Annotated in this window: 24 protein-coding genes; 6 read left to right on the top strand and 18 right to left on the bottom strand. The window is 63.8% G+C overall.

What is annotated here, in order from left to right:
• Window positions 1-4 precede the first annotated feature (4 nt).
• Together AAFX91_RS12350 and AAFX91_RS12345 are read right to left on the bottom strand one after the other, a co-directional pair.
• Window positions 5-412, bottom strand: coding sequence for a transposase (locus AAFX91_RS12350; protein ID WP_394566631.1), 408 nt, complete (start codon window positions 410-412; stop codon window positions 5-7).
• A 122-nt stretch (window positions 413-534) separates the two neighbouring features.
• Complete coding sequence (locus AAFX91_RS12345; RefSeq protein WP_130582134.1) at window positions 535-1,536, bottom strand: D-glycerate dehydrogenase; 1,002 nt, start codon at window positions 1,534-1,536, stop codon at window positions 535-537.
• Window positions 1,537-1,865: 329 nt separating this feature from the next.
• Here AAFX91_RS12345 and AAFX91_RS12340 point away from each other — a divergent pair, with 329 nt between their 5' ends.
• Window positions 1,866-2,393, top strand: a complete 528-nt coding sequence (locus tag AAFX91_RS12340) for an SH3 domain-containing protein (protein ID WP_130582133.1) — start codon at window positions 1,866-1,868, stop codon at window positions 2,391-2,393.
• A gap of 140 nt (window positions 2,394-2,533) precedes the next feature.
• Here AAFX91_RS12340 and irrA read toward each other — a convergent pair whose 3' ends face one another.
• Window positions 2,534-3,022 (bottom strand): iron response transcriptional regulator IrrA, encoded by a 489-nt coding sequence (irrA, locus tag AAFX91_RS12335; RefSeq protein ID WP_130582132.1) that lies wholly within the window; start codon window positions 3,020-3,022, stop codon window positions 2,534-2,536.
• A gap of 320 nt (window positions 3,023-3,342) precedes the next feature.
• On the opposite strand from irrA, the gene fabA reads away from it, so the two are divergent.
• The 3 genes from fabA to fabI all read left to right on the top strand — a co-directional run bounded on the left by fabA (window position 3,343) and on the right by fabI (window position 6,071).
• Window positions 3,343-3,864, top strand: a complete 522-nt coding sequence (gene fabA, locus AAFX91_RS12330) for a 3-hydroxyacyl-[acyl-carrier-protein] dehydratase FabA (RefSeq protein WP_130582131.1) — start codon at window positions 3,343-3,345, stop codon at window positions 3,862-3,864.
• Between the two features lie 43 nt (window positions 3,865-3,907).
• Window positions 3,908-5,131 carry a beta-ketoacyl-ACP synthase I gene (gene fabB, locus AAFX91_RS12325; RefSeq protein WP_394566629.1) on the top strand — a complete coding sequence of 408 codons (1,224 nt, stop codon included), beginning with the start codon at window positions 3,908-3,910 and terminating at the stop codon, window positions 5,129-5,131.
• A 139-nt stretch (window positions 5,132-5,270) separates the two neighbouring features.
• Complete coding sequence (gene fabI / locus AAFX91_RS12320) at window positions 5,271-6,071, top strand: enoyl-ACP reductase FabI (RefSeq protein ID WP_130582129.1); 801 nt, start codon at window positions 5,271-5,273, stop codon at window positions 6,069-6,071.
• Window positions 6,072-6,165: 94 nt separating this feature from the next.
• Here the strand turns inward: fabI and AAFX91_RS12315 are convergent, their stop codons facing one another.
• From AAFX91_RS12315 to rbfA, 6 genes are all read right to left on the bottom strand, one after another.
• Window positions 6,166-6,762: a glutathione S-transferase family protein gene (locus AAFX91_RS12315; protein ID WP_130582128.1), complete on the bottom strand. Its 597-nt coding sequence runs from the start codon at window positions 6,760-6,762 to the stop codon at window positions 6,166-6,168.
• Between the two features lie 174 nt (window positions 6,763-6,936).
• On the bottom strand, window positions 6,937-7,671 hold the full coding sequence (locus AAFX91_RS12310) for a superoxide dismutase (protein ID WP_130582127.1): 735 nt from the start codon (window positions 7,669-7,671) through the stop codon (window positions 6,937-6,939).
• A 198-nt stretch (window positions 7,672-7,869) separates the two neighbouring features.
• The gene (gene pnp / locus AAFX91_RS12305) at window positions 7,870-10,026 is read right to left on the bottom strand and encodes a polyribonucleotide nucleotidyltransferase (RefSeq protein ID WP_282528698.1); all 2,157 of its coding nucleotides are present in this window, start codon (window positions 10,024-10,026) and stop codon (window positions 7,870-7,872) included.
• A 380-nt stretch (window positions 10,027-10,406) separates the two neighbouring features.
• Window positions 10,407-10,676, bottom strand: a complete 270-nt coding sequence (gene rpsO / locus AAFX91_RS12300; protein ID WP_028168438.1) for a 30S ribosomal protein S15 — start codon at window positions 10,674-10,676, stop codon at window positions 10,407-10,409.
• Window positions 10,677-10,678: 2 nt separating this feature from the next.
• Window positions 10,679-11,788 carry a tRNA pseudouridine(55) synthase TruB gene (gene truB, locus AAFX91_RS12295; protein ID WP_130582126.1) on the bottom strand — a complete coding sequence of 370 codons (1,110 nt, stop codon included), beginning with the start codon at window positions 11,786-11,788 and terminating at the stop codon, window positions 10,679-10,681.
• 1 nt (window position 11,789) lies between these two features.
• A complete protein-coding gene (rbfA, locus tag AAFX91_RS12290; RefSeq protein WP_245476643.1) occupies window positions 11,790-12,152 on the bottom strand; it encodes a 30S ribosome-binding factor RbfA in 363 nt (120 codons plus the stop codon).
• Between rbfA and AAFX91_RS12285 the strand changes: the two genes are divergently transcribed.
• Entirely contained in the window at window positions 12,075-12,248 is a 174-nt protein-coding gene (locus tag AAFX91_RS12285; protein ID WP_245476645.1) for a hypothetical protein, read from the top strand. The genes rbfA and AAFX91_RS12285 overlap by 78 nt on opposite strands.
• Before the next feature lie 101 nt (window positions 12,249-12,349).
• On the opposite strand, the gene infB is transcribed toward AAFX91_RS12285, so the two are convergent.
• The 4 genes from infB to rimP all read right to left on the bottom strand — a co-directional run bounded on the left by infB (window position 12,350) and on the right by rimP (window position 18,335).
• Window positions 12,350-15,073, bottom strand: a complete 2,724-nt coding sequence (gene infB, locus AAFX91_RS12280; protein ID WP_394566626.1) for a translation initiation factor IF-2 — start codon at window positions 15,071-15,073, stop codon at window positions 12,350-12,352.
• A 161-nt stretch (window positions 15,074-15,234) separates the two neighbouring features.
• Window positions 15,235-15,921 (bottom strand): RNA-binding protein, encoded by a 687-nt coding sequence (locus AAFX91_RS12275; protein WP_282528695.1) that lies wholly within the window; start codon window positions 15,919-15,921, stop codon window positions 15,235-15,237.
• Window positions 15,922-15,936: 15 nt separating this feature from the next.
• Window positions 15,937-17,547: a transcription termination factor NusA gene (gene nusA / locus AAFX91_RS12270; protein WP_394566624.1), complete on the bottom strand. Its 1,611-nt coding sequence runs from the start codon at window positions 17,545-17,547 to the stop codon at window positions 15,937-15,939.
• Between the two features lie 2 nt (window positions 17,548-17,549).
• Window positions 17,550-18,335: a ribosome maturation factor RimP gene (gene rimP, locus AAFX91_RS12265; RefSeq protein ID WP_394566623.1), complete on the bottom strand. Its 786-nt coding sequence runs from the start codon at window positions 18,333-18,335 to the stop codon at window positions 17,550-17,552.
• Window positions 18,336-18,776: 441 nt separating this feature from the next.
• Between rimP and AAFX91_RS12260 the strand changes: the two genes are divergently transcribed.
• Window positions 18,777-19,853 carry a DUF2336 domain-containing protein gene (locus AAFX91_RS12260; RefSeq protein WP_394566622.1) on the top strand — a complete coding sequence of 359 codons (1,077 nt, stop codon included), beginning with the start codon at window positions 18,777-18,779 and terminating at the stop codon, window positions 19,851-19,853.
• A gap of 200 nt (window positions 19,854-20,053) precedes the next feature.
• Here AAFX91_RS12260 and AAFX91_RS12255 read toward each other — a convergent pair whose 3' ends face one another.
• From AAFX91_RS12255 to AAFX91_RS12235, 5 genes are all read right to left on the bottom strand, one after another.
• The gene (locus AAFX91_RS12255) at window positions 20,054-20,767 is read right to left on the bottom strand and encodes a tRNA (guanine(46)-N(7))-methyltransferase TrmB (protein ID WP_394566621.1); all 714 of its coding nucleotides are present in this window, start codon (window positions 20,765-20,767) and stop codon (window positions 20,054-20,056) included.
• Window positions 20,764-21,888: a M20 family metallopeptidase gene (locus AAFX91_RS12250; RefSeq protein ID WP_394566620.1), complete on the bottom strand. Its 1,125-nt coding sequence runs from the start codon at window positions 21,886-21,888 to the stop codon at window positions 20,764-20,766. The genes AAFX91_RS12255 and AAFX91_RS12250 overlap by 4 nt, the downstream gene beginning before the upstream one ends.
• A 219-nt stretch (window positions 21,889-22,107) precedes the next feature.
• Complete coding sequence (locus AAFX91_RS12245) at window positions 22,108-22,524, bottom strand: helix-turn-helix domain-containing protein (protein ID WP_130580839.1); 417 nt, start codon at window positions 22,522-22,524, stop codon at window positions 22,108-22,110.
• 256 nt (window positions 22,525-22,780) lie between these two features.
• A complete protein-coding gene (gene lnt / locus AAFX91_RS12240) occupies window positions 22,781-24,394 on the bottom strand; it encodes an apolipoprotein N-acyltransferase (RefSeq protein ID WP_394566619.1) in 1,614 nt (537 codons plus the stop codon).
• Window positions 24,391-25,524, bottom strand: a complete 1,134-nt coding sequence (locus AAFX91_RS12235; RefSeq protein ID WP_394566618.1) for a hemolysin family protein — start codon at window positions 25,522-25,524, stop codon at window positions 24,391-24,393. The genes lnt and AAFX91_RS12235 overlap by 4 nt, the downstream gene beginning before the upstream one ends.

Below are 25,524 nucleotides of genomic sequence, written 5' to 3'. Positions count from 1 at the left end.
GTCGTCATCGCTTGGATGACCGCGTAGACCCCCTCACGCCAGGCCCGCTGCTCGGCCGGCGTGCTTCCTTGACCCGCCGCAAGGCTTGCCGAAAAAAATCCAGTTCAATCTGCTGCTGGCCGATCTTGCGCTCAAGTTCCGCAATGCGCTCGGGCGCGCCACGGTCGGCCGCCGCAACATCGCGCGCCCGCGCCCTCACGCTCGGTGCAACCGCATCGCTCTTGCGCGGACGCCCCAGCGGCCGCAGCGCCTCCGCCCCGCCGGCGCGAAATAGATCGCGCCATGCGTAGAGATCCTTGCGCAGCACCTTCAGCTCTTCTGAAAGCGCCTTGATCCGCTCGCCCGCCAGAATGCGGCGGACCGCCTCAAGCTTGAACTCTCGGCTGAAAACACGGGGGGATTTGTTGGGCATACGTTCTCCGTTAGAGAACTGTCCCTAATTTCCCGTGTCTCACTTTTGGGGGGCACTCCAAAGACCTATCCCGGATTGCGCTGCGCTCCATCCGGGCTACAGGTGCTACGGGTGCACCACGCTCACAACATGCTCGGCAGCACGCGGTCCGGCGGCTTGTGGTTGTCGAGGAAGGTTCGGATGTTGATGATCACCTTCTCGCCCATCTCGACGCGGCCCTCGATGGTGGCCGAGCCCATATGCGGCAGCAACGCCACCTTGCCTGCCTTGGCGAGCCGCACCAGCTTCGGGTTGACCGCCGGTTCGTGCTCATAGACGTCGAGGCCGGCGCCGCCGATCTCTCCGGCTTCGATCAGCTTGATCAGCGTGTCCTCGTCGATCACCTCGCCGCGCGCAGTGTTGACGATATAGGCATCTTTTCGGATCAACTTCAGCCGCCGCGCGGAAAGCAGGTGGAAGGTCGCAGGCGTGTGCGGACAGTTCACCGAAAGGATATCCATCCGCGCCAGCATCTGGTCGAGGCTTTCCCAATAGGTGGCGCCAAGCTCGTCGGCGATGCGCGGGGCCACCGGGCGTCGGTTGTGATAATGGATCTGCAGGCCGAAGGCGCGGGCACGGCGCGCGACCGCCTGGCCGATGCGGCCCATGCCGATGATGCCGAGCCTTTTTCCTCCGATGCGATGGCCGAGCATCCAGGTCGGCGACCAGCCCGGCCAGTGCTTGCCCTCGGTCAGGATCGAGGCGCCTTCGATCATCCGTCGCGGCACCGCGAGGATCAGCGCCATGGTCATGTCGGCGGTATCTTCGGTCAGCACCTTCGGCGTGTTGGTCACGGTGATGCCGCGCGCATGCGCCGCCGCGACGTCGATATTGTCGACGCCGTTGCCGAAATTGGCGATCAGCCGGACCTTGGACTCGGGCTGATTGAGGACGTCCTCGCGGATCAGGTCGGTGACGGTCGGCACCAGCACGTCAGCGGTGCGCACGGCTTCTGCGAGCTGCTCCGATGTCATCGGCGTGTCGTCGAGATTGAGCCTGGCGTCGAACAATTCGCGCATCCGGGTCTCGATCGAATCCGGCAGCTTGCGGGTGACGACGACGAGAGGCTTCTTCTTAACCGACATGTCCTGCTCTCATGAGGCTTCGGCCCGTCAAAGGCTTCGCCGTTCAGGCCTCATTAACCCGGTTGTTCGAAACTGCGGTTGCTGCGCGGTCCCGGCGTTTCCTTCACGTTTCCCTGGGTTCCCCGATGCTTGCCTCGGGTTTCCAAGGAAAAGTCGGGCGTTCTGGTTCTAAACGTTCCGTCCTCTCTAGCAGAAGACCGGGCCAACACAAGAACCCCTCGGCAAGACGGGCCGGGGCATTGACGCGCGGCGCAAGGGTCTGGGGTTCTGGGCGTTCACGGGTTCAACTCGCAGAATTTGAGTTGGCGTTCTCGGCAGGAGACGAGTTGATGGCGTTGGGGCGGTTGAGTTGGTTGGCGATGCTGGTCGGGTGCATGCTCGGCACCTCGGTATCCCCAGGACATTCGGCCAAGGATGCAAGCCCGACCACCAGCGGCCTGCCGATACCCCGTTACGTCAGCCTCAAGTCCGATCATGTGAACGTCCGCGCCGGCCCGACCAAGGACAATGACGTCGCCTGGGTCTACACCCGCTCCGGCCTGCCGGTCGAAATCACCGCCGAGTTCGAGAACTGGCGCCGGGTGCGCGATTCCGAAGGCGCCGAAGGCTGGGTCTATCATTCGCTGCTATCGGGTCGCCGCACCGCGGTCGTCACGATGAAGCACAAGGACGATCTGGCCTCGCTCTACGATCGCCCGGACGCGAAGAGTGCGGTGGCGGCGCGGCTGCAGGCCGGCGTCATCGCGCAGGTGAGGAAATGCGCCAATAGCTGGTGCCGCGTCACCGGCAACGGCTTCGATGGCTGGATCGAGCAGCAGCGCCTGTGGGGCGTCTACGCCGACGAGAAGGTGGATTAGCCGAATTCCGGCGATGATGCTGTAGGGTGGGCAAAGCGAAGCGCGCCCACCATCGAGAGCACAGACGTTAACGGCGGGCACGGCGCAAACGCGCCTTTGCCCACCCTACGGAATTTCCGCTTGTGTTGAGGTACCGAAGCTCAGCGCTTCTTGCGCAGCCGCACCACCATGTCGATGCGCGCGATCTCGTAGCCTTCCGGGATATCCGGCATCTTGGAGAGCACCAGATGCGGGTCGGGAATGTCGACCAGCTCGTGGTTGTTCTCGAGATAGAAATGGTGGTGCGCGGTGACGTTGGTGTCGAAATAGGTCTTGGTGCCGTCGACGCTGACCTGACGCAGCAGGCCGGCATCGGTGAGCTGGTTCAGCGTGTTGTAGACGGTGGCCAGCGACACCGGAACCTTCGCGAGCGTCGCCTCCTCGTAAAGCATTTCTGCGGTCAGATGGCGGGCGCCCTTGCCGAACAGGAGCCAGCCCAGCGCCATGCGCTGACGGGTCGGCCGAAGGCCTGCCGCCTGCAGCATTTCATTGACGTCATGCCATGGACAACCGGTCAGCGCCGGCTGATGACCGGGGCTGCGGGCGATCTGACCAGCGTCATCGCTCACATGCGGAACTTCGTCGCTCATATGCACTCTAGACACCTAACTCGGGCAATATTCCAAACACTATAAGAAGGAAATCCTTCAGATGCAAGTTCCTCGCAACTAGGGCCGACGCAGGCGGCCCGACCGGAACCCTCTGGGGATGCAGCAATTTAACCCATTCCGGCACTTTGCCGCACCTTCATGCCTATGTTACAGAGCGCGCGGACCACATATGCGAATTCGGTAGAGACGCCGTTCGCGCCCAAGGTAGCGCCGCGTTGCGGGAAATCTTGTCCCGCCGGGGAAACGGTCCGGTTCGTTCGAGAGCGCTTCACCGGGACATTGAGGAGAGTGGAAAGAGGATGCTGGAGCGGCGCAGCGGTTACGAGTACGAGGATTTGCTGGCGTGCGGCAGGGGCGAGATGTTCGGTCCCGGTAATGCCCAGTTGCCGTTGCCGCCGATGCTGATGTTCGACCGCATCAGCGATATCTCCGAGACCGGTGGCGAGTTCGGCAAGGGATTGGTGCGCGCCGAGCTCGATGTGAAGCCGGATCTCTGGTTCTTCGGCTGCCACTTCAAGAACGATCCCGTCATGCCCGGCTGCCTCGGCCTGGATGCGATGTGGCAGATGGTTGGCTTTTACCTCGGCTGGATCGGCGGCGAGGGACGCGGGCGGGCGCTCGGGCTTGGCGAGCTGAAGCTCGCCGGTCAGGTTCTGCCGAATGTGCGCAAGGTTGTGTACAACGTAGATATTAAGCGCGTGATGCGCTCGAAGCTGGTGCTCGGCATTGCCGATGGCTGGCTTTCCATGGACGGCGAGATTATTTATCGCGCGAAGGATTTGAAGGTTGGGCTGTTCAAGCAGGGCACGGCCCCGGCGTGACCGAAACCATCGCACAGAAAACTAACGGCAGGGCGAGGCGATCATGAGGCGGGTTGTCATCACCGGGATGGGCATTGTCTCGTCCATCGGAAACAACACCCAGGAAGTGCTTGCGAGCCTTCACGAGGCGAAGTCCGGGATTACCCGCGCGGAGAAATATGCCGAGCTCGGCTTCCGTTCGCAGGTGCAAGGCGCGCCGACGCTCAAGCCGGCCGAGGTGATCGATCGCCGCGCGATGCGGTTTCTGGCCGATGGTGCGGCATGGAATCACGTGGCGATGGAGCAGGCGATCCGCGATGCCGGGCTCGAGGCGGACGAAGTCTCCAACGAGCGCACCGGAATCATCATGGGTTCGGGCGGCCCGTCGACGCGCACGCTGGTGGAGGCCGCCGACATCGCGCGCACCAAGGGCCCGAAGCGGGTCGGTCCGTTCGCCGTTCCCAAGGGCATGTCGTCGACCGCTTCCGCGACGCTTGCGACCTGGTTCAAGATCAAGGGCGTGAACTATTCGATCTCCTCGGCCTGCGCGACGTCGAACCATTGCATCGGCAATGCCTCCGAGATCATCCAGATGGGCAAGCAGGACATGATCTTCGCCGGCGGCTGCGAAGAGCTGGACTGGACGCTGTCGGTGCTGTTCGACGCCATGGGCGCCATGTCGTCGAAATATAACGACACGCCGGCCACCGCCTCGCGCCCCTACGACATCAACCGCGACGGTTTCGTCATCGCCGGCGGCGCCGGCGTCGTGGTGCTGGAAGAGCTTGAACATGCCAAGGCGCGCGGCGCGCGAATCTATGCCGAGATCGTCGGCTATGGCGCCACCTCCGACGGCTACGACATGGTGGCGCCCTCCGGTGAAGGCGCCGAGCGCTGCATGCGCATGGCGCTGTCGACGGTGACGACGCCGGTCGACTACATCAATCCGCACGCGACCTCGACGCCGGCCGGCGATCCGCCGGAGATCGAGGCGATCCGCAAAGTGTTCGGCACCGGAGAGAAATGTCCGCCGATCTCGGCGACCAAGGCGCTGACCGGCCACTCGCTTGGCGCCACCGGCGTGCAGGAGGCGATCTATTCGCTCTTGATGATGAACAACGGCTTCATCTGCGAGAGCGCGCATATCACCGAGCTCGATCCCGTCTTCGCCGACATGCCGATCGTGCGCAAGCGCATCGATCATGCGAAGCTCGGCACCGTGTTGTCGAATTCCTTCGGCTTCGGCGGCACCAACGCGACGCTGGTGTTCAAGCGGCTGGATGCGTAATCTATTTATCCGTCATGCCCCGCGAAGGCGGGGCATCCAGTATGCCGCGGCCTTTCAGACTGATTGCTAGCGCCTCTGGAATACTGGATCACCCGCTTTCGCGGGTGATGACATCGCGAATAAATGGAGCGGACGGGCAATGCAGGACCTGATGAAAGGCAAGCGCGGACTGATCATGGGCGTTGCCAATGATCACTCGATCGCATGGGGCATCGCCAGGACGCTCCATGCGCAGGGCGCCGAGCTCGCCTTCACCTATCAGGGCGAGGCGCTCGGCAAGCGCGTCAAGCCGCTGGCGCAGTCGCTCGGCGTCGACACCGTGCTGCCCTGCGATGTCGAGGATCTCGCCAGCGTCGATGCGGTGTTCGCAGCCTTGCGCGAGAAATGGGGTCAGCTCGATTTTCTCGTCCATGCTGTCGCCTTCTCCGACAAGAACGAGCTGAAGGGCCGCTATGCGGACACCACGCGCGAGAATTTCTCGCGCACCATGCTGATCTCCTGCTTCTCCTTCACCGAGCTCGCCAAGCGCGCAGCCGAGCTGATGCCGGAAACCGGCGGCGCCATGATCACACTGACGTTCGGCGGATCGATGCGCGTGATGCCCAATTACAACGTGATGGGGGTTGCGAAGGCGGCGCTGGAAGCCTCCGTGCGCTATCTCGCCGCCGATTTCGGCCCGCGCGCCATCCGCATCAACGCGATTTCAGCGGGTCCGGTGCGCACGCTTGCCGGTTCGGGCATCGGCGATGCACGCGCGATGTTCGCGTTTCAGCAGAAGCATTCACCGCTCGGCCGCGGCGTGACGCTCGATGAGCTCGGCGGGTCCGCACTCTATCTGCTGTCCGATCTCTCCGGTGGCGTCACCGGTGAAGTCCACTACGTCGATTCCGGCTACAACGTGATCTCGATGCCGCGCCCGGAAGACCTGAAGGCGGAGTAGCTCGAAATCGTAGGGTGGGCAAAGCACAGCGTGCCCACCGTCACGAGCGGAATGCGGATGGTGGGCACGCTGCGCTTTGCCCAGCCTACAAGTATTAACCTGCGGCAATCTTCTCCGCGCGCTGGAACGCCGGGCGCGCGGCGCAGCGCGCGATATAGTCCTCGAAGGACGGCCGTGACGGCACCATCTTGAACAGCCGCACCGCATAATTCAGGCCCGAGCCGACCACGATGTCGGCGGCGGAAAAATCCTCGCCGAGGATCCACGGTCCCTTCTGCAGTTCGGTGTCGAGCACGTCGAACACCTGTGTCGCGCTGCCCCATGCGGCGGTGCTGGTGGGCACCTCGAGCTTGGTGAAGATCTGGATCAGCGCCGGCTCGATGCAGCTCGGCGCGAAGAACAGCCACTGCAGAAATCTTGCCCGCTTCGGATCAATGATCGGCGGCGCCAACTTCGTTTCAGTATAGCGATCTCCAATATACGCGCAGATCGCAGCCGCCTCGCCGAGTGCGACGTCGCCGTCCTTCAGCGCCGGAACCTTGCCCATCGGATTGATCTTCAGGAACTCCGGCGCCTTCTGTGCGCCTGTCGAAATGTCCGTCAGCACGCGCTCATACGGCAGTCCGGATTCTTCCATCAACCACAGGCAGGTGAACGAGCGCGAACGAGGCGACCAATAGAGCTGGATCATGATGCTGAACCTTTCACGGGCGAAGACGCGTTCATCGCTCCGAACGCTTGCATTGGCAACGGCCAATTCTGGGGCGCCGTGAAGGGAAGCTTGCTCATGAAGTTCGGCGGTGCAGCGAAGCGGCCGGAGACGATATCGCGCCCCCGGCCGTGTGATACTGCTGTCGCGTGTGGACTACACGCCGAGCGTGCCTGCCTTTGCGGCCGCGTAGCGGTCGCCGACCGCCTTCCAGTTCACCGTGTTCCACCAGGCCTGCAGATAGTCAGGGCGGCGATTCTGGTAATGCAGATAATAGGCGTGCTCCCAGACGTCGTTGCCGAACAGCGTGCGTTTGCCGTCCATCAGCGGGCTGTCCTGGTTCGGGCGGGTCTCGAGCGCGAGCTTGCCGTCCTTGGTCACCGTGACGAACACCCAGCCCGAACCGAATACGCGTCCGCCGGCCGCGTTGAAGTCGGTCCGCAGTTTCTCCATGCCGCCGAGGTCGCGGTCGATCGCGGCGAGCACTTCGCCTTCCGGCTTGCCGCCATTCGGTCCCATGATCTGCCAGAACATGGTGTGGTTGGCGTGGCCGCCGAGGTTGTTGCGGACGCCGGTACGGACGGCTTCCGGCACGTTGTTCAGATTGGCGAGCACATCCGCGACCGGCTTTTCGGCGATCTGCGGATGATCTTTGGCGATCGCGTTGACGTTGTTCACATAGGCCTGGTGATGCTTGTCATGATGGATCTGCATCGTCAGCGCATCGATATGCGGCTCCAGCGCATTGGCGGGATATGGCAGCGGGTCCACCTTGAACGGACCGGCAGGCGGCTGGGCCGAGCCTTGCGCGAACGCCATTCGCGGCGAAGTGGCTGCGGCGACGAGACCGGTTGCGGCCATCATCAGGCGGCGGCGGGACAGGAATGACATCGTGACCTCCGGGCTTAAGGAAAGCATGCTGTCTTATTGTAGGCGCAAGACGTGAAGCGGTTCCGACAAAGTACGATCACGATATCGCGGCCAAACCGCACATGGCCATCGGCCACGGTTGATTTGCAAAGCCCCACATAAACTTAGGGCGGCCATTGAGGCCGCCCTTTTTTAGTTATTCTATTGTCGTCCGGGCGCTCACTCGCCGGCGGCCTCGCGCGGCGCCGACGCGTCGGGCTTCTGCTTGGCCTCCAGATCCTCGCCGGTCTCCTGGTCGACCGCCTTCATCGACAGCCGCGTCTTGCCGCGGTCGTCGAAGCCGAGCAGCTTGACCTTGACCTTGTCGCCTTCCTTGACGACGTCGGAGGTCTTCTGCACGCGGTTGGATGCGAGCTGGCTGATATGGACGAGGCCGTCCTTGGCGCCGAAGAAGTTCACGAAGGCGCCGAACTCCATCACCTTGACCACGGTGCCCTCGTAGATCTGGCCGATCTCCGGCTCGGAGGTGATCGACTTGATCCACTTGATCGCAGCCTTCATCGCCTCGCCGTCGTTGGAGGCGACCTTCACGGTGCCGTCGTCCTCGATGTTGATCTTGGCGCCGGTCTTCTCGACGATCTCGCGGATCACCTTGCCGCCGGTACCGATCACTTCGCGGATCTTGTCGGTCGGGATCTTGAAGGTCTCGATGCGCGGCGCGTATTCGCCGAGCTCGGCGCGCGCCGCCGTCAGGGCCTTCGCCATTTCGCCGAGGATGTGGATGCGCCCTTCCTTGGCCTGGCCAAGCGCGACGCGCATGATCTCCTCGGTGATGCCCTCGATCTTGATATCCATCTGCAGCGAGGTGATGCCCTGGTCGGTGCCGGCGACCTTGAAATCCATGTCGCCGAGATGGTCCTCGTCGCCGAGGATGTCCGAGAGCACCGCGAAGCGCTGATCTTCGAGGATCAAGCCCATCGCGATACCGGCGGTCGGCCGCTTCAGAGGCACGCCGGCATCCATCAGCGCCAGCGAGGCGCCGCAGACCGAGGCCATCGACGACGAGCCGTTGGACTCTGTGATTTCAGACACCACGCGCACCGTGTAGGGGAATTCGTGGTGCGGCGGCAGCACGGGATGGATCGCGCGCCAGGCGAGCTTGCCGTGGCCGATCTCGCGACGCTTGGTGCCGCCCAGGCGGCCGGTCTCGCCGACCGAGTAGGGCGGGAAGTTGTAGTGCAGCAGGAACGTCTCCTTGTACGTTCCGGACAGCGCGTCGATGTACTGCTCATCCTCGCCGGTGCCGAGCGTGGTCACGACCATCGCCTGGGTCTCGCCGCGGGTGAACAGCGCCGAGCCGTGGGCGCGCGGCAGCACGCCGACTTCGGCGACGATGTTGCGCACCGTCTTGACGTCGCGGCCGTCGATGCGCTTGCCGGTGTCGAGGATGTTCCAGCGGACGATCTTCGCTTCCAGCTCCTTGAACACGTCGGCGACGCGCAGCTTGTCATATTTTGGCTCCTGCCCTTCCGGGAAGAAGTGCGCTATCACCTTTTCCTTGGCGGCGCCGACTGCGGCATAGCGCTCCTGCTTGATCGGGATCGCATAGGCGGTGCGGAGTTCCTGCTCGATCAGGCCGAGCATGTCCTTCTCGATCGCCGAGTTGTCGATCGCGGTGATCTCGCGCGGCTCCTTCGCGGCCTTCTCGGCGAGCTCGATGATCGCGTTGATGACGGGCTGGAAGTGCCGGTGGCCGAACATCACGGCGCCGAGCATGACGTCTTCGTTCAGCTCCTTGGCTTCCGATTCCACCATCAGCACGGCATCGGCGGTGCCGGCGACGACGAGGTCGAGCTGGGTCTCGTTCATCTCGTCCAGCGTCGGGTTCAGCACATATTCGTCGTTGGCGAAGCCGACGCGGGCCGCTCCAATCGGGCCCTTGAACGGCACGCCGGACAGCGTCAGCGCCGCGGAAGCGGCAACCATCGCCAGAATGTCCGGATCGTTCTCCATGTCATGCGACAGGGTGGTGATGATCACTTGCGTTTCGTTGCGCCAGCCGTCGACGAACAGCGGGCGGATCGGGCGGTCGATCAGGCGGGAGACCAGCGTCTCCTTTTCGGTCGGCCGGCCCTCGCGTTTGAAGTAGCCGCCGGGGATGCGGCCCGCGGCATAGGCCTTCTCCTGGTAGTCGACCGTCAGCGGCAGGAAGTCGACGCCTTCGCGGGGCGTCTTGGCGGCGACGACGGTGGCAAGCACCACGGTCTCGCCATAGGTCGCCACCACGGCGCCGTCGGCCTGTCGGGCGATCTTTCCGGTCTCAAGCTTGAGGGGGCGTCCGCCCCAGTCAATCTCCACGGAATGGGTCGTAAACATTTTGGTCTTCTTTCATGGTTTCACGAAAGAGCGGGCCTCCAAAACGCAAAAACCATGCGCAAGATGGCGGGACACTGATCGCAAGCCGTGATCAGTATCCGGCGATCCTGCCATGGTTCTCAAGTTCCGGATGGCGTCCATCCTTTCGTTCATATGGGCATCTTGCCCCGCCCAGCGGCCGGATTGCTGCTGGGCACTTTAGGTTTGAGCATGGTCTTTCCGGAAAACCGGGTCATGCTCCAGGCTTGAACATGAGTGCGTGCGACATGCGGTCGTCACGTTCATGCTCTTGTGCATGATCGTCTCCGAACGGTTGAAACTCCGGTCTCTCGGAAGATCATGCGAAAACGCGCGCTAACGTTGCGCGCGCAGTCTTGAAATCAACGACGAATGTTATGCTTTTCCAGCAATGCCTTGTAACGCGCCTCGTCCTTTTTCTTGATGTAGTCGAGGAGCGAGCGTCGCGTCGACACGAGCTTCAACAGGCCGCGGCGTGAATGGTTGTCCTTGCCGTGGGTCTTGAAGTGCTCGGTAAGGTTGCTGATGCGTTCCGACAGGATCGCGACCTGAACCTCGGGCGAGCCGGTGTCGCCGGCTTTGAGGGCATTCGTCTTGATGACTTCCGCTTTGCGTTCGGCGGTTATCGACATCGTCAAATACTTCCATGGTTGCGAGCCGAACTGGCAGTCAGTCCGGTCAGGTTGAACACGCGCTTGGGGATGATTTCGCCATTGCCAATCTCGGCAAGCGCGAGAAGCCGGCCTGCCACCGTGACATAGACTGTGCCGCTACAATTGGGCGCATCCCGTCCGCGCAACAAAACGGCTTGGCCCCGATGGAGCCTTGCCGCATCCGCCCGTGTGACGGCCAGTGCCGGGATGTCGTCCAGCGCGGTCTCAACGGGCAAAAGCGCGTCGGCGAGGCTGCCCTCGCCAGACGCGGCTCTATTGCACAAAGCCTCCAATTCTTCCAGCGGAATCATGTCCCGTTCGGTAAACGGACCGACAACGGTCCGCCTGAGCGCGCAGATATGGCCGAAACAGCCGAGAATCCGCCCCATATCCCGGGCCAAAGCGCGGACATAGGTTCCCTTGCCGCACTCGGCCTCGAACACGGACTGGCCCCCATCCCCATGTTCCACCAGGGTTAATTCGTGAATCTCGACCGGCCGGGGCTGCAATTCGACCGTTTCGCCGTCCCGCGCCAGGTCATAGGCCCGCTCGCCCTGGACCTTGATCGCGGAATATTGCGGGGGAACCTGCTCGATCACGCCGGTGAAGCGCGGCAGCAGTTCCTGGATCGAACCGGCCGAGGGGCGGAGCTCGCTGGTCCTGACCACGCGGCCCTCGATGTCGTCGGTGTCGCGTTCCTCGCCCCAGGCCACCGTGAAGCGGTAGCGCTTGCGGCCTTCCATGACGAACGGAACCGTCTTGGTGGCTTCGCCGAGCGCAATCGGCAGCCCGCCCGAGGCGAGCGGATCGAGCGTGCCGGCGTGTCCGGCGCGCTTGGCCTGGAACAGGCGCTTCAGCACCGCGACGGCATGCGTCGACGTCATGCCGATCGGCTTGTCGAGCACGACCCAGCCATGGACGTCGCGCTTGTCGCGCCGCGGCTGGTTACCCTGCTGCTTCTGTTTCTGGCGCGGATCGTTGTTGACGCGACGCGTCTCGTTGCCGCGCGCGGGCGCCGAAATTTTTTCTTCATCCGCATGCGAATCGACGTCCTGCGATTCGATCACGGGGTTTGCGGTCGTCACGGTCATCTCACTCGTCGTCCGAATCGGGTGCAAGATCACGTTGCACCGCAGGTGTTCTCAGTAATTTCTCGATACGTTCCGCTTCGTCGAATCGGTCGTCGACGCGGAAGCGGATGTCAGGTGCAAATTTCAGGTTAACGCGGTGTGCGATCTCGCCGCGGAGAAATTTCTTGTTGCGGTCGAGCGCAGCAATCACGGTCTCGGTGTCGCGTCCGCCGAGCGGCATCACGTAGATGGTCGCGAGCTTCAGGTCCGGCGACATTCGCACCTCGGGAACGGTGATGATGTGGCCTTGAAGATCCGGATCGTGGACGTCACCGTGCGAGAGAATCTCGGCAACCGCATGGCGTACCGTCTCGCCGACGCGCAACTGACGTTGCGAGCCGCCAGCGGCGGAACTCTTCTTCTGATGACGGGGCATTATCTAAAATCCCAAATTATCGCCATCACCCGCGAAAGCGGGTGATCCAGTATTTTGTGCCTAGAATCAATTGCGATACTGGATGCCCCGCCTTCGCGGGGCACGACGGTTCAGCTCGAAATTCCCGCGCTTCGTAAGACTTGGACTTACAGAGAGCGCTGGATCGTTTCGACACGGTAGCATTCGATCACGTCGCCGACACGCATGTCGCCGTAGTTCTCGAACGCCATGCCGCATTCCTGACCGGCGACGACTTCCTTCACTTCGTCCTTGAAGCGCTTCAGCGTCGACAGCTTGCCTTCATGCACGACGACGTTGTCGCGGATCAGGCGGACATTGGCACCGCGTTCGACCGTACCATCGGTGACGCGGCAGCCGGCGACCTTGCCGACCTTGGAGATGTTGAACACCTCCAGGATCTGGGCGTTGCCGAGCATGGTCTCGCGCAGGGTCGGCGCGAGCAGGCCGGACATCGCCTTTTTGATGTCATCCACGAGATCGTAGATGATGTTGTAGTAGCGGATCTCGATGCCGTTGCGCTTGGCGGCGGCGGCCGCCTCCTTGTTGGCGCGCACCGAGAAGCCGATGATCGCGGCGTTGAAGCCTTCCGCCAGCGTGACGTCCGATTCCGAGATGCCGCCGACGCCGGCATGCAGGATGCGGGCGGCGACTTCCTCGGTGCCGAGCTTTTCCAGCGAGCCCAGGATCGCTTCGAGCGAGCCCTGCACGTCGGCCTTCACGATCAGCGGGAATTCCTTGCGGCCCGCGGTCTTGAGCTGCGACATCATCTGCTCGAGCGAGCCGCGCATGCCCGAGATCGAGGCGGCGGCGTTCTCGCGCTTCTGGTGCGCGCGATAGCTCGTGACCTGGCGGGCGCGAGCTTCGTTCTCCACCACCGCAAGCCGATCGCCGGCTTCCGGCGGACCGTTGAAACCGAGCACTTCGACCGGCACGGACGGACCGGCTTCGTCGAGATTCTCGCCCTGGTCCGAGATCAGCGCGCGGACGCGGCCCATCTCGGCGCCGGCGACGATGATGTCGCCGACCCTGAGCGTGCCGCGCTGCACCAGCACGGTTGCGACCGGACCACGGCCGCGGTCGAGCTTGGCCTCGATCACTGTGCCTTCGGCCGGACGCTGCGAGTTGGTCTTGAGGTCGAGAAGTTCGGCCTGCAATGCGATCATCTCGAGCAGCCGGTCGAGATTGGTCTTGTTCTTGGCCGAGACCTCGACATCGACGACTTCGCCGCCGAGCGATTCGACCTGCACCTCGTGCTGCAGCAGTTCCGTGCGCACGCGCTCGGGCCGCGCGTCCGGCTTGTCGATCTTGTTGATCGCGACGATGATCGGAACCCTGGCGGCCTTGGCGTGATTGATCGCTTCGACCGTCTGCGGCATCACGCCGTCATCGGCTGCGACCACCAGCACCACGATGTCGGTGACCTTGGCGCCGCGCGCGCGCATCGCGGTGAACGCGGCGTGACCGGGCGTGTCGATGAAGGTGATCTTCGTGCCGCTTTCCGGCGACAACACCTGGTAGGCGCCGATATGCTGCGTGATGCCGCCGGCTTCGCCGGAGACCACGTTGGCATGACGAAGTGCGTCGAGCAGCGAAGTCTTGCCGTGGTCGACATGGCCCATGACCGTGACGACGGGCGAACGCGGCTCGGTGTCGGTGGAGTCGTCGACGACGTCGAACAGGCCTTCCTCGACGTCGGAGGCGGCCACGCGCTTCACCGTGTGCCCTAGTTCCTCGGCGATCAGTTGCGCGGTGTCGGCATCGATCACGTCGGTGATCTTGTACATCGTGCCCTGCTTCATCAACAACCGGATGACGTCAACCGCGCGCTCGGACATGCGGTTGGCGAGTTCCTGGATGGTGATGGCTTCCGGGATCGTGACTTCGCGGATCAGCTTTTCCTTCGGTTCATTCGACGCATGGCCCTTCAGGCGCTGGGTACGCCGGCGGAATGATGCGATCGAACGCTCGCGCACATCGTCGGCATCGAGCGCGGTGACAACCGTCAAGCGGCCGCGCTGCTTCTGGGGGCCTGGCTTGTGCGTGGTCTTCGGAGCAGCCACGGGGCGCATCGCACCACCCGGGCCACGGCGAACCTGGCGCGGACCCTCGTCTTCATCGGGCTCTGCGGCGACGCCCGGCGCCTTCGTCGCTGGAGCCGATGCTGGTGTGCGTGCCGGGGTCGCCGACGTGCGTCCCGGGGTCGCAGATGGGCGTCCCGGGGTCGATGGGGTACGGGCTGGAGCCGCCGGCGCCGGTGCAGGGGCTGCTGCGGCCGCTGGCTTGGCTGCTGCGGCTGGCTTCGCTTCGCCCTCGCCAAAGCGCCGCTTGGCCTCGATCTCGGCCTTGCGCTTGGCTTCCTCTTCCTGGCGATGACGTTCCTCTTCGGCCAGCCGACGGGCTTCGGCGGCTTCACGCTCGGCGCGCTCGGCGATTTCGCGGCTGGCGCGGCGCTTGGCTTCCTCTTCGGCCTGCCGGCGCTCTTCGACCTCACGCTGCCGGGCGTCGGCGAGTGCGCTGGCGCGGGCCGAGCGCTCGTCCTCGGTCAGGCTGCGCAGCACCACGCCCGATCCGCCGGCGTTGCGCTGCGATGGGGAAGACCCGCCGGGACGACCGAGCGGCCTGGCGGGCGCCGGCGCGGGCTTGGCCGCCACCGGTTCGGGCGCGTGCGGCTCGGTTCCGGGGCCGTCACCACCGACGCGGCGCTTGCCGCGCTTTTCGACCACAACCTGCTTGCTGCGGCCATGGCTGAAGCTCTGGCGCACGGTGCTCGTCTCGACGCGTGGCTTCAGCGTCAAGGTCTTGCTCGGGACACTCAAAGTCTTGTCGCCAGGGGTTTTGGTATCAACCATTCAGCAGTCCTAATCTCGTTAGCGTTGTGCCGTTTCGCACGCGTCGTCGTCGCAGTTCCAAAAGACCGAAATGACTGTCCTCGGACCCGTCATCCCGCTCCATCTTGTTGTTTGAACATGATCTTTTCGGAAAGCCGGTTTCCCCTCTTCCCGATCATGCTCTAGCTAGAATTTCTGGCCGCATCGGCGGTCTTGTCGTCGTCGGCCATCCGGTATCGGACCAGAAGCTGGCAGCGCGACAGGAACGTCTTGCTCGCCGGGCCCGCGAGCAGGGCAGCATGTATCACATTTGACCGGCCCAGTGCCAAATCCAATTCTGCCGATGTCAGCGCGGTGACGACAGATATTTTCAACGAATCTTCGTCTTTTCCGCCCCTTTGCCGCAGGATCGCGTCCAATTTGCGGACTCCGTCGGGGGCCGCATCGGAAGCATGGATCAGGCTTAGGGGTCTTTCCCGCTGCGACAACGCGTCCTCCACCTTGCCGAAGCCGGAAACGACCCGGCCGGCCTTGGCGGCCATGGCCAGCGCCTCGAGGCTACTGCGAACCAGCAGCACTTCGGTATCATCGGGCAGAGTTGCCGCGACGCGGACGTCGCGCTTGAATCCCCGGCTAAACTGGTGACGCCGGACCGCTTCCGCAACCGTGCGGCGCGAGGCTGAAAGCCAGAGGCCGCGCCCCGGCAGCTTGCGTTTCACATCGGCGATCACCTCGCCGGTGGGGGCGACGACGAAGCGGATCAGCTGGTCGATCGGGCGCACCTCGCGGCTGACCGCGCACATCCGCATGGTCGCGGACTTTTCGGTCCGCGGCCCATGATCCAGATCGGGGTCAGCCATTGCGAGCATGCGCGGGCCATCTCCTTAGGCCGTCGGTTCTTCGGCGGCTTCCGCCTCGGCATTCTGCTTGGCGAGATCAGCCTCGGTGATCCAGCCGGCCTTTACGCGGGCCTGCATGATCATCGCCTCGGCGTCCTCGCGGGAGATATCGATCCCGTCGAGGAACCCGGTATGCTTGGTCTGCTCGCCACCGTCCTTGCGCTCGGTCCAGCCGACCAGATCGTCGGTGGCGCAGCCGGCGAGATCCTCGACGGTCTTGATGTCGTTCTCGCCGAGCTTGACCAGCATCTTCGCGGTTATGCCCGGGACGGTCTTCACGGCATCCTCGACGCCGAGTTCCTTGCGCTTGGCTTCCAGCTCGGCCTCGAGCTGCTCCAGATATTCCTTGGCGCGGTTCTGCAGCTCCGTTGCGGTTTCCTCGTCGAAGCCTTCGATGCCGGCGAGTTCCTTCACATCCACCAGCGCCAGTTCCTCGACCGAGGTGAAGCCTTCCGACGCCAGGAGCTGGCCGACGACTTCGTCGACATTGAGCGCCTCCATGAAGACGCGGGTCGAATTCTCGAAGTCGGCCTGACGGCGCTCGGACTCTTCCTGCTCGGTCAGGATGTCGATATCCCAGCCGGTGAGCTGCGAGGCGAGGCGGACGTTCTGGCCGCGGCGGCCGATCGCCAGCGAAAGCTGGTTGTTGGTGTCGGGCACCACGACCTCGATGCGCTCGCGGTCCTCGTCGATCACGACCTTGGCAACTTCGGCCGGCGCCAGCGCGTTGACGACGAAGGTCGCGATGTCGGGCGACCACGGGATGATGTCGATCTTCTCGCCCTGCAATTCGTTGACCACGGCCTGCACGCGCGAGCCGCGCATGCCGACGCAGGCGCCGACCGGATCGACGGACGAATCCCGCGAGATCACGCCGATCTTGGCGCGCGAGCCGGGATCGCGGGCCACTGCCTTGATCTCGACGATACCGTCATAGATCTCCGGCACTTCCTGCGCGAACAGCTTCGCCATGAATTGCGGATGGGTGCGCGACAGGAAGATCTGCGGGCCCCGCGTCTCGCGGCGGACGTCGAAGATATAGGCGCGGACGCGGTCGCCGTTGCGGAACACCTCGCGCGGCAGCATCTCGTCGCGGCGGATGATGGCCTCGCCACGTCCGAGGTCGACGATCACGCTGCCATATTCGACGCGCTTGACGACGCCGTTGACGATGTCGCCGATGCGGTCCTTGAACTCCTGGTATTGCCGGTCGCGCTCGGCCTCGCGCACCTTTTGCACGATCACCTGTTTGGCCGATTGCGCGGCGATGCGGCCGTATTCGAGCGGCGGCAGCGTGTCGGCGATGGTGTCGCCGACACGGGCGCCGGGATTGGCGCGCTGGGCATCGGCCAGCGAAATCTGGTTGGAAGCATTCTCGACCACGTCGACCACCAGCATGTGGCGCGACAGGCGGAGCTCGCCCTTCTTGGGGTCGATCTCGGCGTGGACGTCGGTCTCGCTGCCGTATCGGGCGCGCGCCGCTTTCGCAATGGCGTCCTCCATCGCGGCAATCACGATGCCGCGATCGATCGATTTTTCGCGCGCGACGGCGTCGGCGATCTGCAGCAGTTCAAGTCGATTGGCGCTGACTGCCATGGCTAGTCTCCTTCGTCAGGCTCGGTCTCGCCCCGGCGCAGCCGTTCGGCGGCGAGGCGGTGTTGTTTCGTGTTCTTCGGAGCCGGTTTCTTGCCGGTCCCTTGCTTCGGCTTATGGCTCTTGCTCGGATCGCTGTTCTTCGCATGCTCGCGCTGCGCCTTCGCATGCGCGGGTTGTGGCGAGGCCAGCCCCAATTCGCGGCGCAGCTCGCGCTCCTGAGCCTTGCCGCGCCGCATCGATTCGGCGATCAGCTCGTCGGTCAGCACCAGCCTTGCTTCGGCGATGTCTTCCATCGCCAGCAAGACGTCCGCATCTTCACCCTCGCGTGTGTCATCCCGATGTAGGCGCGCCGCGTTACCCTCGACACCGTTCAGGGTGCCGCGGAACCGCTTGCGGCCCTGATGCGCCACCGCCATCTCGATCTTGACGAGGTGGCCGGCATAGCGCTCGAAGTCCGAACGTCGCACCAGCGGCCGGTCGATGCCCGGCGACGAGATTTCCAGCCGATAGGCCCGGTCGATGGGATCGGCGATGTCGAGCACCGGTGACAGCGCGCGCGAGATCGCCTCGCAATCCTCGATCTGCATCGAGCCGTCCGGCCGTTCCGCCATGATCTGGACGGTGCAGCCGGCCTCGCCGGTGATCTTGATCCGCACCAGACGGTAGCCCAGTCCCTGCAGGACCGGGGTGGCGACTGCCGACACGCGGGCCGCAGCGCCGGGCTCGACGACGAGCCGCGGCTCGGCGAGCAATTCGGCATTGACGGAACCAGCGGTTGGATCGGTCATATCCAGGGTCAAAGATACGTCTTGAGCTGTCGGTTCTGTGGGTTAGCCGGCCCTAGACCGGCGTTCGATCATGATACGATCACGCTGATCGGGCCATGATCTTATTTCTCGTGTTTGAGCATGATCCTTGCGGACAACAGGCTTCCGCTGTTCGGGTTCATGCTCTGGTTGTACTACCCAAACCGGACCAGGCTCGGCCCGGTTCGTTCGGGTAATAAAAAAGAGCGGGTCCGGAGGGGCCCACTCTCAATACGGATCGTATGAGAACTTTAAGTCGCGGCCGATATAGCGCTTTTTCCCTGGTCCGGCAAGGGGCGGAGGCCACGGCCGAGCAAATTTGCGCTATCGGAAAGTTGGGTGCGAATGTCTAACGCTTCGTTCACGAACGCCACCTAGATTGCGCCGCAAAAACCGGCACTGCGGGCCGGTTTGGGTAGGCTTATGACGACGACAGCGACTGCGCTGATCCCTGAACTCGACGAGATCGTCCGTATCGGTGACCCCGGGCGCCGCGCCGAGGCCGCGCGCCGGATCGGCGAATTGTTCCTGCAGGGGGCGGCCAGTTTCAGTACCGACCATGTCGATCTGTTCGACGGCGTCCTGACGAGCCTGGTCCCCCACGCCGAGCGTGCTGCGCGGGCGGAGCTCGCCGAACGCCTGTCGCTGCTATCGAATGCGCCGCGTAGCCTGATCGGGCAGCTTGCGCGCGAGGACGAGATCGCGGTCGCGGGGCCGCTGCTGCGCCGGTCTCCTGTCATCGACGAGCAAGTCCTGGTCGAAATCGCGCGCGCGAAGGGGCAGGAACATCTGCTTGCGATGGCGGAACGGCCGAAGCTCTCGGCCGATCTGACCGACGTCATCGTCCGCCGCGGCGATCGCGACGTAGTCAGGCGCGCAGCCGGCAATGCCGGTGCCGAATTCTCGACGAGCGGCTATTCGACGCTGATTCGGCGCGCCAGCCAGGACAGCGTGCTGACGCTCGCCGTCGGTCAGCGCGCGGATCTGTCGCCCGAACAGTTGAAGACGCTGGTGGCAGGCTCCGTCGAGATCGTCCGCCGCCGCCTGTTCGACGTGGTCAAGCCGGAGCGGCAGGCCGCGATCAAGCAGGCGATCCGCGAGATCAACGGCATGGGAGAGAAGGTCGACAGCGCGCGCGATTTCGCGCCGGCCCAGCGCACGATCCTCGCGTTGCATCACGCCAATCAATTGAACGAAATCGCGCTGCTCGATTTCGCCAAGTCGTTCAAATACGAGGAATCGGTGTGCGCGCTGGCCGCGATGACCGGTGTCAAGATCGCGACGCTCGATCGCCTGATCACCGGCGAGCGCTACGATCCCATTCTGATCGCCGGCAAGACCATCGGCCTCGAATGGGCCACCGTACGCGCGCTGATCCTGCTTCGGCTCGGCCCCAACCGCGTGCCGTCACCCGCCGACATCGAGAACGCGCGGCTGAACTTCACGCGCCTGATGCCTTCCACCGCCCAGCGCGTCGTGGACTTCTGGAAGACGCGGTAGTCTCTCTCTCATCGTCATTGCGCTTGTGGTGCCGTGGCTTCGCTGCGCTCGCAATGACGGACGCTCAGATTTGAATGCCAGGTGCAAACCACGCCGTCATTCCGGGGCACGCGTAGCGTGAGCCCGGAATCCATTTCGCCGCGTGTGTGTGGCCCGATGGATTCCGGGCTCGCGCTACGCGCGCCCCGGAATGACAAGCGTCAAATTCTGCGAAACCGCAGATACGTCGCCCTGCGTCCCTCGCGCTCGGCTTTGGCGCCGTAGCGCGTCATCGTGTAGTCGGGCCAGGGAGCCTGCCAGTCGGAGGCGCGCTCGGCCAGCCAGGTGAAATCGGACGAGCGCATCAGGTGCCATAGAGTCCAGGCGCAGTAATCGTCGATGTCGCTGACGAAGCGGAATTCGCCACCCGCTTTGAGAATGCGCGCCATTGCGGCAACGGTGGCATCTTGGACAAAGCGGCGCTTCCAGTGCCGTCGCTTCGGCCAGGGATCGGGATGGATCAGGTCGATGCGCCGCATCGATTGCGACGGCGCCCAGGCGAGCAGCTCGGCGGCGTCGCCTGCGAACAGGCGGATGTTGCTGATATTGTGTGCCTCGATCTGGGTCAGGATCTTGGCCATCCCGTTGACATAGGGCTCGCAGCCGATGAAGCCGATATTCGGAAAGGCGCGGGCCTCGGCGGCGAGATGCTCGCCGCCGCCAAACCCGATCTCGAGCCTGACATCCTCAATGTTGTCATCGAACAGTTCGATGAGGCTGGCCGGCGCGGGGCTTGCGGTGTCGAGCGCGAGATGCGGTAGCAGATGCTCGATCAGGTCGGCCTGATGCGCGCGCAGCTTGTGGCCCTTGCGCCGTCCGAAGAATGAGCCATGCGCATGGGCGTCGCGCTCCTGATCGCGGGAAGGCGTCATCATCGCAGCGTCTGATACAGCCGATGGAGCAACCGCGCGCGCGGCTCGATCGACGAGATATACATCTGCTCATAATGGGTATGTGCGCCCTTGCCGTCGACGCCGAGACCGTCGAGCGTCGCCGTATGCAGCGCCGTGAAATTGCCATCGGAGCCGCCGCCGGTCGAGGTGTCCACGAGGTCGAAGCCGATCTCGGTTGCTAGCCCCTTGGCGTGTTCGTAGAGCGCCGCGCCGGCGTTGGTCTTCTCATAAGGCGGCCGGTTCAATTCGCCGACCACACGCACGCTGACGCCGTCGGTCCGCGATTTCAGATTGAGTATTTTCGGTACCAGCTCTTCGGCGTCGGCGGTGGTCGGCACGCGCATGTCGACCTCGGCATAGGCCTCTTCCGCGATCACGTTCGGCTTGGTTCCGCCTTTGACCACGCCGACATTGACGGTGACGCCGCGCGCCAGATCGTTCATTGCTTCCAGCGTCTGGATGATGTTGCCGAGCTCGCGGATCGCGCTGCGGCCGTCCTCGGGCCGCGTGCCGGCATGCGAGGGCACGCCTTTGATGTAGATCTCGAAGCGGGCGACGCCCTTGCGCCCGGTGACGATTTTGCCGCCGTCGCGCGCCGGCTCGGTCACCAGCACATATTTGGCTTTGCGGCCCTCGGCTTCGATCAGCGCCCGCGAGGTCGGGCTGCCGATCTCCTCATCGGAAACGTAGAGCTGGGTCACGCCGAGCGGCGCCCGCGCGCCATTGGCGCAAATTTCCCTGAAGGCGTGGTAGGCGAGATAGGCGCCGCCCTTCATGTCGTAGATGCCGGGACCGAAGGCGCTGTCGCCGTCGATACTGAATGGCAGGCGTTGGATGAATCCGAGGGGGTGCACGGTGTCGAGATGGCTCAGCACCAGGATTCCCGGTGCGTCCTGGCCCCAGGCCGACCGCGCGACGAGATGATCGCCGCATCCGTTCTGGCTGGCGATCCGCTCCAGGGTGGCCGGCAGGCTGCGATAGCCTTCGGCGACGAGATCGGCGAGCTTGTTGACCTGTTCGGGCGCTTCTGTCGGTGTCTCGATCTCCACCCAGCGGCGGATGCCGTCGAGAATCTCCGCAGAATTAAAGGATGTCGTTGTCATTGGTGCGCCGGCATCTGGAGCATGATCCGGAAAAGTGGAAACCGGTTTTCCCTCGCGACAAACGCGAAGCGTTTGCGCGGAGATCATGCTCAAACAAAGAGGTGAGATCATGATCCGATTCCGTCTAATCGGATCATGATCTCAGAACGATTGAACCAACGTCATGCGCCCGCACCGGCGGGTGCGTCAATCGCCATGTCGCAGGAATGACGACGCCGATCAGCGCTTGTCGGGGCCTTCGCGGGCGGCGATCTGCTCGACCAGTTCGACGATGCTGCGGCGGAGTTTGGCGTCGGCGATGCGCGTGAAGGCGCGCGTCAGCGCCAACCCTTCCGAGGTTGCGAGAAAATCGGAAACGTAACTGGGCGAGGCGCCTTCGCTGAAGCCTTCTGCGGTTGTCGAGCCGCTCGGTCCGCCGTCGAACAGGAACGAGACCGGCACCTGCAGGATCTCGGAAATCTGCTGCAGCCGGCTGGCGCCGACGCGGTTGGTGCCCTTCTCGTATTTCTGAATCTGCTGGAAGGTGAGGCCAAGCTTTTCTCCCAGCTTTTCCTGGCTCATGCCCAACATGATCCGCCGCATGCGGACACGGCTGCCGACATATTTGTCAACAGGATTGGGCGCTTTGGTAGACATCTTCGGACTCTCCTGGAAGGACTACGCGCCCGGCGAATGAGGCAAAACGGGTATGGAGTATGCCCCAGGCGCCGGTATCGTCAAAATCCTGCGGGAGGATCGAGGACGAATGCGGACAATTTGAGCTACTGTGCTGGCAGGATTTCAGTTCGGCTTGGAATTGTAGAATGCGAATGACGCGGTCGTTCTGTCAACTGGTGGAATCACACCAGCGGAATTTTTCCTTGCGCGGGCAACCATCGAGGGCGCGCAGGCGTCAAGAATTGCGCCGGGCAACACGCCGTCCGACCACAAGCAACAAGGCGACGAACAGAATGATCGCCGCCGGGATGTCATTGAAACGTGCATATAGCGTCGGCGGGATGGCAGCCGGCAACCTGGCATCGAGCACGCCTTCGATGCCGAGGCCGAGTTCTGCGACAATCCGTCCCGCCGGATCGATGACCGCGGAGATGCCGGTGTTCGCTGCGCGAACAACGGGCAGGCCCTCCTCGATCGCGCGCAGCCGCGCCTGCTGCAGATGCTGGTAGGGGCCGGTCGAGATTCCAAACCACCCGTCATTGGTGACGTTGATGATCCAGCTTGGCCGGTCGTCGTGAATGTCAATGTCACCAGGGAAAATCGCCTCGTAGCAGATCAGCGGCAGTGCGCGCGGCGCATTCGGGATGTCAAGCGCATGACGCCGCTGGCCGGCGATGAATCCGCCATGGACCTTGGTGAGCTGCACGAAGCCGAGCTTTTCCATCAGTTCCTGAAATGGCAGATACTCGCCGAACGGCACCAGGTGCAGCTTGTCATAAACCGACAGCACGCTGCCGTCATGGTCGATGACATAGATCGAATTGTAGGCGCGTGTGATACGGACGCCCGGCGGCAGATCTGGGGCGCGCACCGAGCCGGTGATCAGCACGGTGCCTTGAGGCAGGAGCTCGGCGATCTGCGCCATCGCGTCGGCCTCGCGCGTCAGGAAAAACGGAAACGCCGATTCCGGCCAGATCAGGATGCTGGCGTCGCGCACGCCCGTGGAGTGCGGGCCGGAAGCGCGATCGGAGAGCGTCAGATATTTCCTCATCACTTCCGCTTTGGCGGCGTAGTTGAATTTGACGTCCTGCTGCAGGTTGGGCTGCATGATGCGCAGCTTGACGTTGGCGACCATGGTGGTCGGCAGCCGCGACAGCCTCACCGCGCCGAAAACCAGCATGGCCGCGAGAACGACCAGCGCTATGGCCGGCATCCGCCACAGCTTTCGGTTGGACGATTTGCCATCGATCAGGACGGCCGGACTTGCGAAGATTGCGACGGCAAGGAACGTCATGCCCCAGAGCCCGATCAGCGATGCGGTCTGCGCCAGCGCCAGTGGTTCTGACAGCGCATAGCCGAACGCGTTCCAGGGAAATCCTGATAGCACATGGCCGCGCAGCCATTCGGCGATGGTCAAGCTCGCTGCCAGCGCCAGCACGCGGAAGCCGTCGGGAGTCCAGAGCAGGCGCGCCAGCGCAAAGCCGAGCGCGGGAAACAGTGCCAGATAGGCGGGCAGGCCGAGTATCGCAAACGGCAACAGCCAGGCGAAGGTCTGCGCATCGACCAGAAAGGCATAGCCGATCCAATAAAGCCCCGGCACGAAGTAGCCGAGCCCGAACCAATAGCCGGAGATTGCCGCCGCCGGGATGCCGCGCCACTTTCCGGCGCCTGCGCCGTCGATCAGCCAGACCGCGACCGGGAAGGTCAGGAACAGGATCGGCCAGGCGTTGAACGGTGCCATCGCGAGCGAGGACAGGGCGCCGGCGACGAGTGCGATGACGGCGCGCTTCCATCCCCAGGTCAGGATGATCGAAAGCCCGACCGTGCGGAGTTGATCGGAAACCCTCACTGCGGAGCGGCTCCGTCGCCGGAGGGCGGAGGCGCGGTGTCGTTGGCCTGCGGGCTGTCATCGGCCTGAGGGCTGGCATCGGGCGCGGCCTCGCTGCGGCGACGGCTCTCGCGCTCCTTGCGCGGGACGTTGCGTTCCTTGCGCGTCGCGATCCGCACGCGCTTCACCCGCCGCGGATCGGCGTCGAGCACTTCGACCTCGAAATTGCCGGGTCCGGAAATCAACTCGCCGCGCACCGGCACGCGGCCGACAAACGACACCAGATAGCCGCCGAGCGTCTCGACTTCCTCGCCAGCTTCGCCCGTGACGAAGTCTTCGCCGATCACCGAGCGGACATCATCGAGGCTCGCCCGCGCGTCGGCGATGAACGAGTTATCCGGCTGGCGAACGATCGACGGCGGCTCGTCGCTATCGTGCTCGTCGTCGATCTCGCCGACGATTTCCTCGACGAGGTCCTCGATCGTCACCAGCCCGTCGGTGCCGCCATATTCGTCGACCACCAGCGCAAGGTGAATACGGGTGGTCTGCATCTGCACCAGCAGGTCGATCGCGCGCATCGACGGCGGCACATAAAGAAGTTTTCGGATGATGCTCGCTTCGTGAAGCGGCAGCGCGAGATCGACCGCGCGCAGGTCGAGGCCGGCGGGCAGCGGCTTCTTGCGCCGCGTCTTGCCGGTGTCGCTGACGCGCGCCCTTGCGGTCATGAAGGCGAGCAGGTCGCGGATGTGAACCATGCCCTCGGGATCATCGAGGGTTTCGTCGTAGACCACGAGGCGCGAATGCGCGGCGCTTTCGAACTGGCTCATCAATTCGCCGAGCGGGATGTCGCGTTTTACGGCGACGATGTCGGCGCGATGCACCATCACGTCGGCGATACGCCGCTCATGCAGATTGAGGATGTTGCGCAGCATGGTGCGCTCGACGGCGGAAAAGTTCACGTCATCGGGCGTCGACGCATCGAGCACCACCTGCAGGTCGTCGCGAACCGATCCTGCCTTCCAGCCGAACAAGGTGCGGATCGCGCGCAGCAGCCAGCTCTCCGCCGCGGGACGCTGTGCCTCCTCCGGCACCACGGCCGGCAGGTTACGCACATCGCGCGGATTGTCGTGGGTAGGTTCGGAGTCCGCCAT

Source organism: Bradyrhizobium sp. 31Argb (assembly GCF_043638955.1).
Lineage (GTDB): Bacteria > Pseudomonadota > Alphaproteobacteria > Rhizobiales > Xanthobacteraceae > Bradyrhizobium.
The sequence above is the reverse complement of the archived record's forward strand: the minus strand, read 5'-3'. Positions and strand labels throughout refer to the sequence as shown.

What these genes read in the sequence shown, in the direction of transcription:
- AAFX91_RS12245 (WP_130580839.1), bottom strand. Translation starts at nt 22,524, where the DNA reads ATGTCTACCAAAGCGCCCAATCCTGTTGACAAATATGTCGGCAGCCGT.
- nusA (WP_394566624.1), bottom strand. Translation starts at nt 17,547, where the DNA reads ATGGCAGTCAGCGCCAATCGACTTGAACTGCTGCAGATCGCCGACGCC.
- infB (WP_394566626.1), bottom strand. Translation starts at nt 15,073, where the DNA reads ATGGTTGATACCAAAACCCCTGGCGACAAGACTTTGAGTGTCCCGAGC.
- AAFX91_RS12315 (WP_130582128.1), bottom strand. Translation starts at nt 6,762, where the DNA reads ATGATCCAGCTCTATTGGTCGCCTCGTTCGCGCTCGTTCACCTGCCTG.
- AAFX91_RS12310 (WP_130582127.1), bottom strand. Translation starts at nt 7,671, where the DNA reads ATGTCATTCCTGTCCCGCCGCCGCCTGATGATGGCCGCAACCGGTCTC.
- irrA (WP_130582132.1), bottom strand. Translation starts at nt 3,022, where the DNA reads ATGAGCGACGAAGTTCCGCATGTGAGCGATGACGCTGGTCAGATCGCC.
- truB (WP_130582126.1), bottom strand. Translation starts at nt 11,788, where the DNA reads ATGACCGTGACGACCGCAAACCCCGTGATCGAATCGCAGGACGTCGAT.
- pnp (WP_282528698.1), bottom strand. Translation starts at nt 10,026, where the DNA reads ATGTTTACGACCCATTCCGTGGAGATTGACTGGGGCGGACGCCCCCTC.
- rpsO (WP_028168438.1), bottom strand. Translation starts at nt 10,676, where the DNA reads ATGTCGATAACCGCCGAACGCAAAGCGGAAGTCATCAAGACGAATGCC.
- AAFX91_RS12250 (WP_394566620.1), bottom strand. Translation starts at nt 21,888, where the DNA reads ATGACAACGACATCCTTTAATTCTGCGGAGATTCTCGACGGCATCCGC.
- fabA (WP_130582131.1), top strand. Translation starts at nt 3,343, where the DNA reads ATGCTGGAGCGGCGCAGCGGTTACGAGTACGAGGATTTGCTGGCGTGC.
- AAFX91_RS12260 (WP_394566622.1), top strand. Translation starts at nt 18,777, where the DNA reads ATGACGACGACAGCGACTGCGCTGATCCCTGAACTCGACGAGATCGTC.
- AAFX91_RS12235 (WP_394566618.1), bottom strand. Translation starts at nt 25,524, where the DNA reads ATGGCGGACTCCGAACCTACCCACGACAATCCGCGCGATGTGCGTAAC.
- rimP (WP_394566623.1), bottom strand. Translation starts at nt 18,335, where the DNA reads ATGACCGATCCAACCGCTGGTTCCGTCAATGCCGAATTGCTCGCCGAG.
- AAFX91_RS12340 (WP_130582133.1), top strand. Translation starts at nt 1,866, where the DNA reads ATGGCGTTGGGGCGGTTGAGTTGGTTGGCGATGCTGGTCGGGTGCATG.
- AAFX91_RS12345 (WP_130582134.1), bottom strand. Translation starts at nt 1,536, where the DNA reads ATGTCGGTTAAGAAGAAGCCTCTCGTCGTCGTCACCCGCAAGCTGCCG.
- fabI (WP_130582129.1), top strand. Translation starts at nt 5,271, where the DNA reads ATGCAGGACCTGATGAAAGGCAAGCGCGGACTGATCATGGGCGTTGCC.
- AAFX91_RS12255 (WP_394566621.1), bottom strand. Translation starts at nt 20,767, where the DNA reads ATGATGACGCCTTCCCGCGATCAGGAGCGCGACGCCCATGCGCATGGC.
- AAFX91_RS12275 (WP_282528695.1), bottom strand. Translation starts at nt 15,921, where the DNA reads ATGCTCGCAATGGCTGACCCCGATCTGGATCATGGGCCGCGGACCGAA.
- AAFX91_RS12350 (WP_394566631.1), bottom strand. Translation starts at nt 412, where the DNA reads ATGCCCAACAAATCCCCCCGTGTTTTCAGCCGAGAGTTCAAGCTTGAG.
- fabB (WP_394566629.1), top strand. Translation starts at nt 3,908, where the DNA reads ATGAGGCGGGTTGTCATCACCGGGATGGGCATTGTCTCGTCCATCGGA.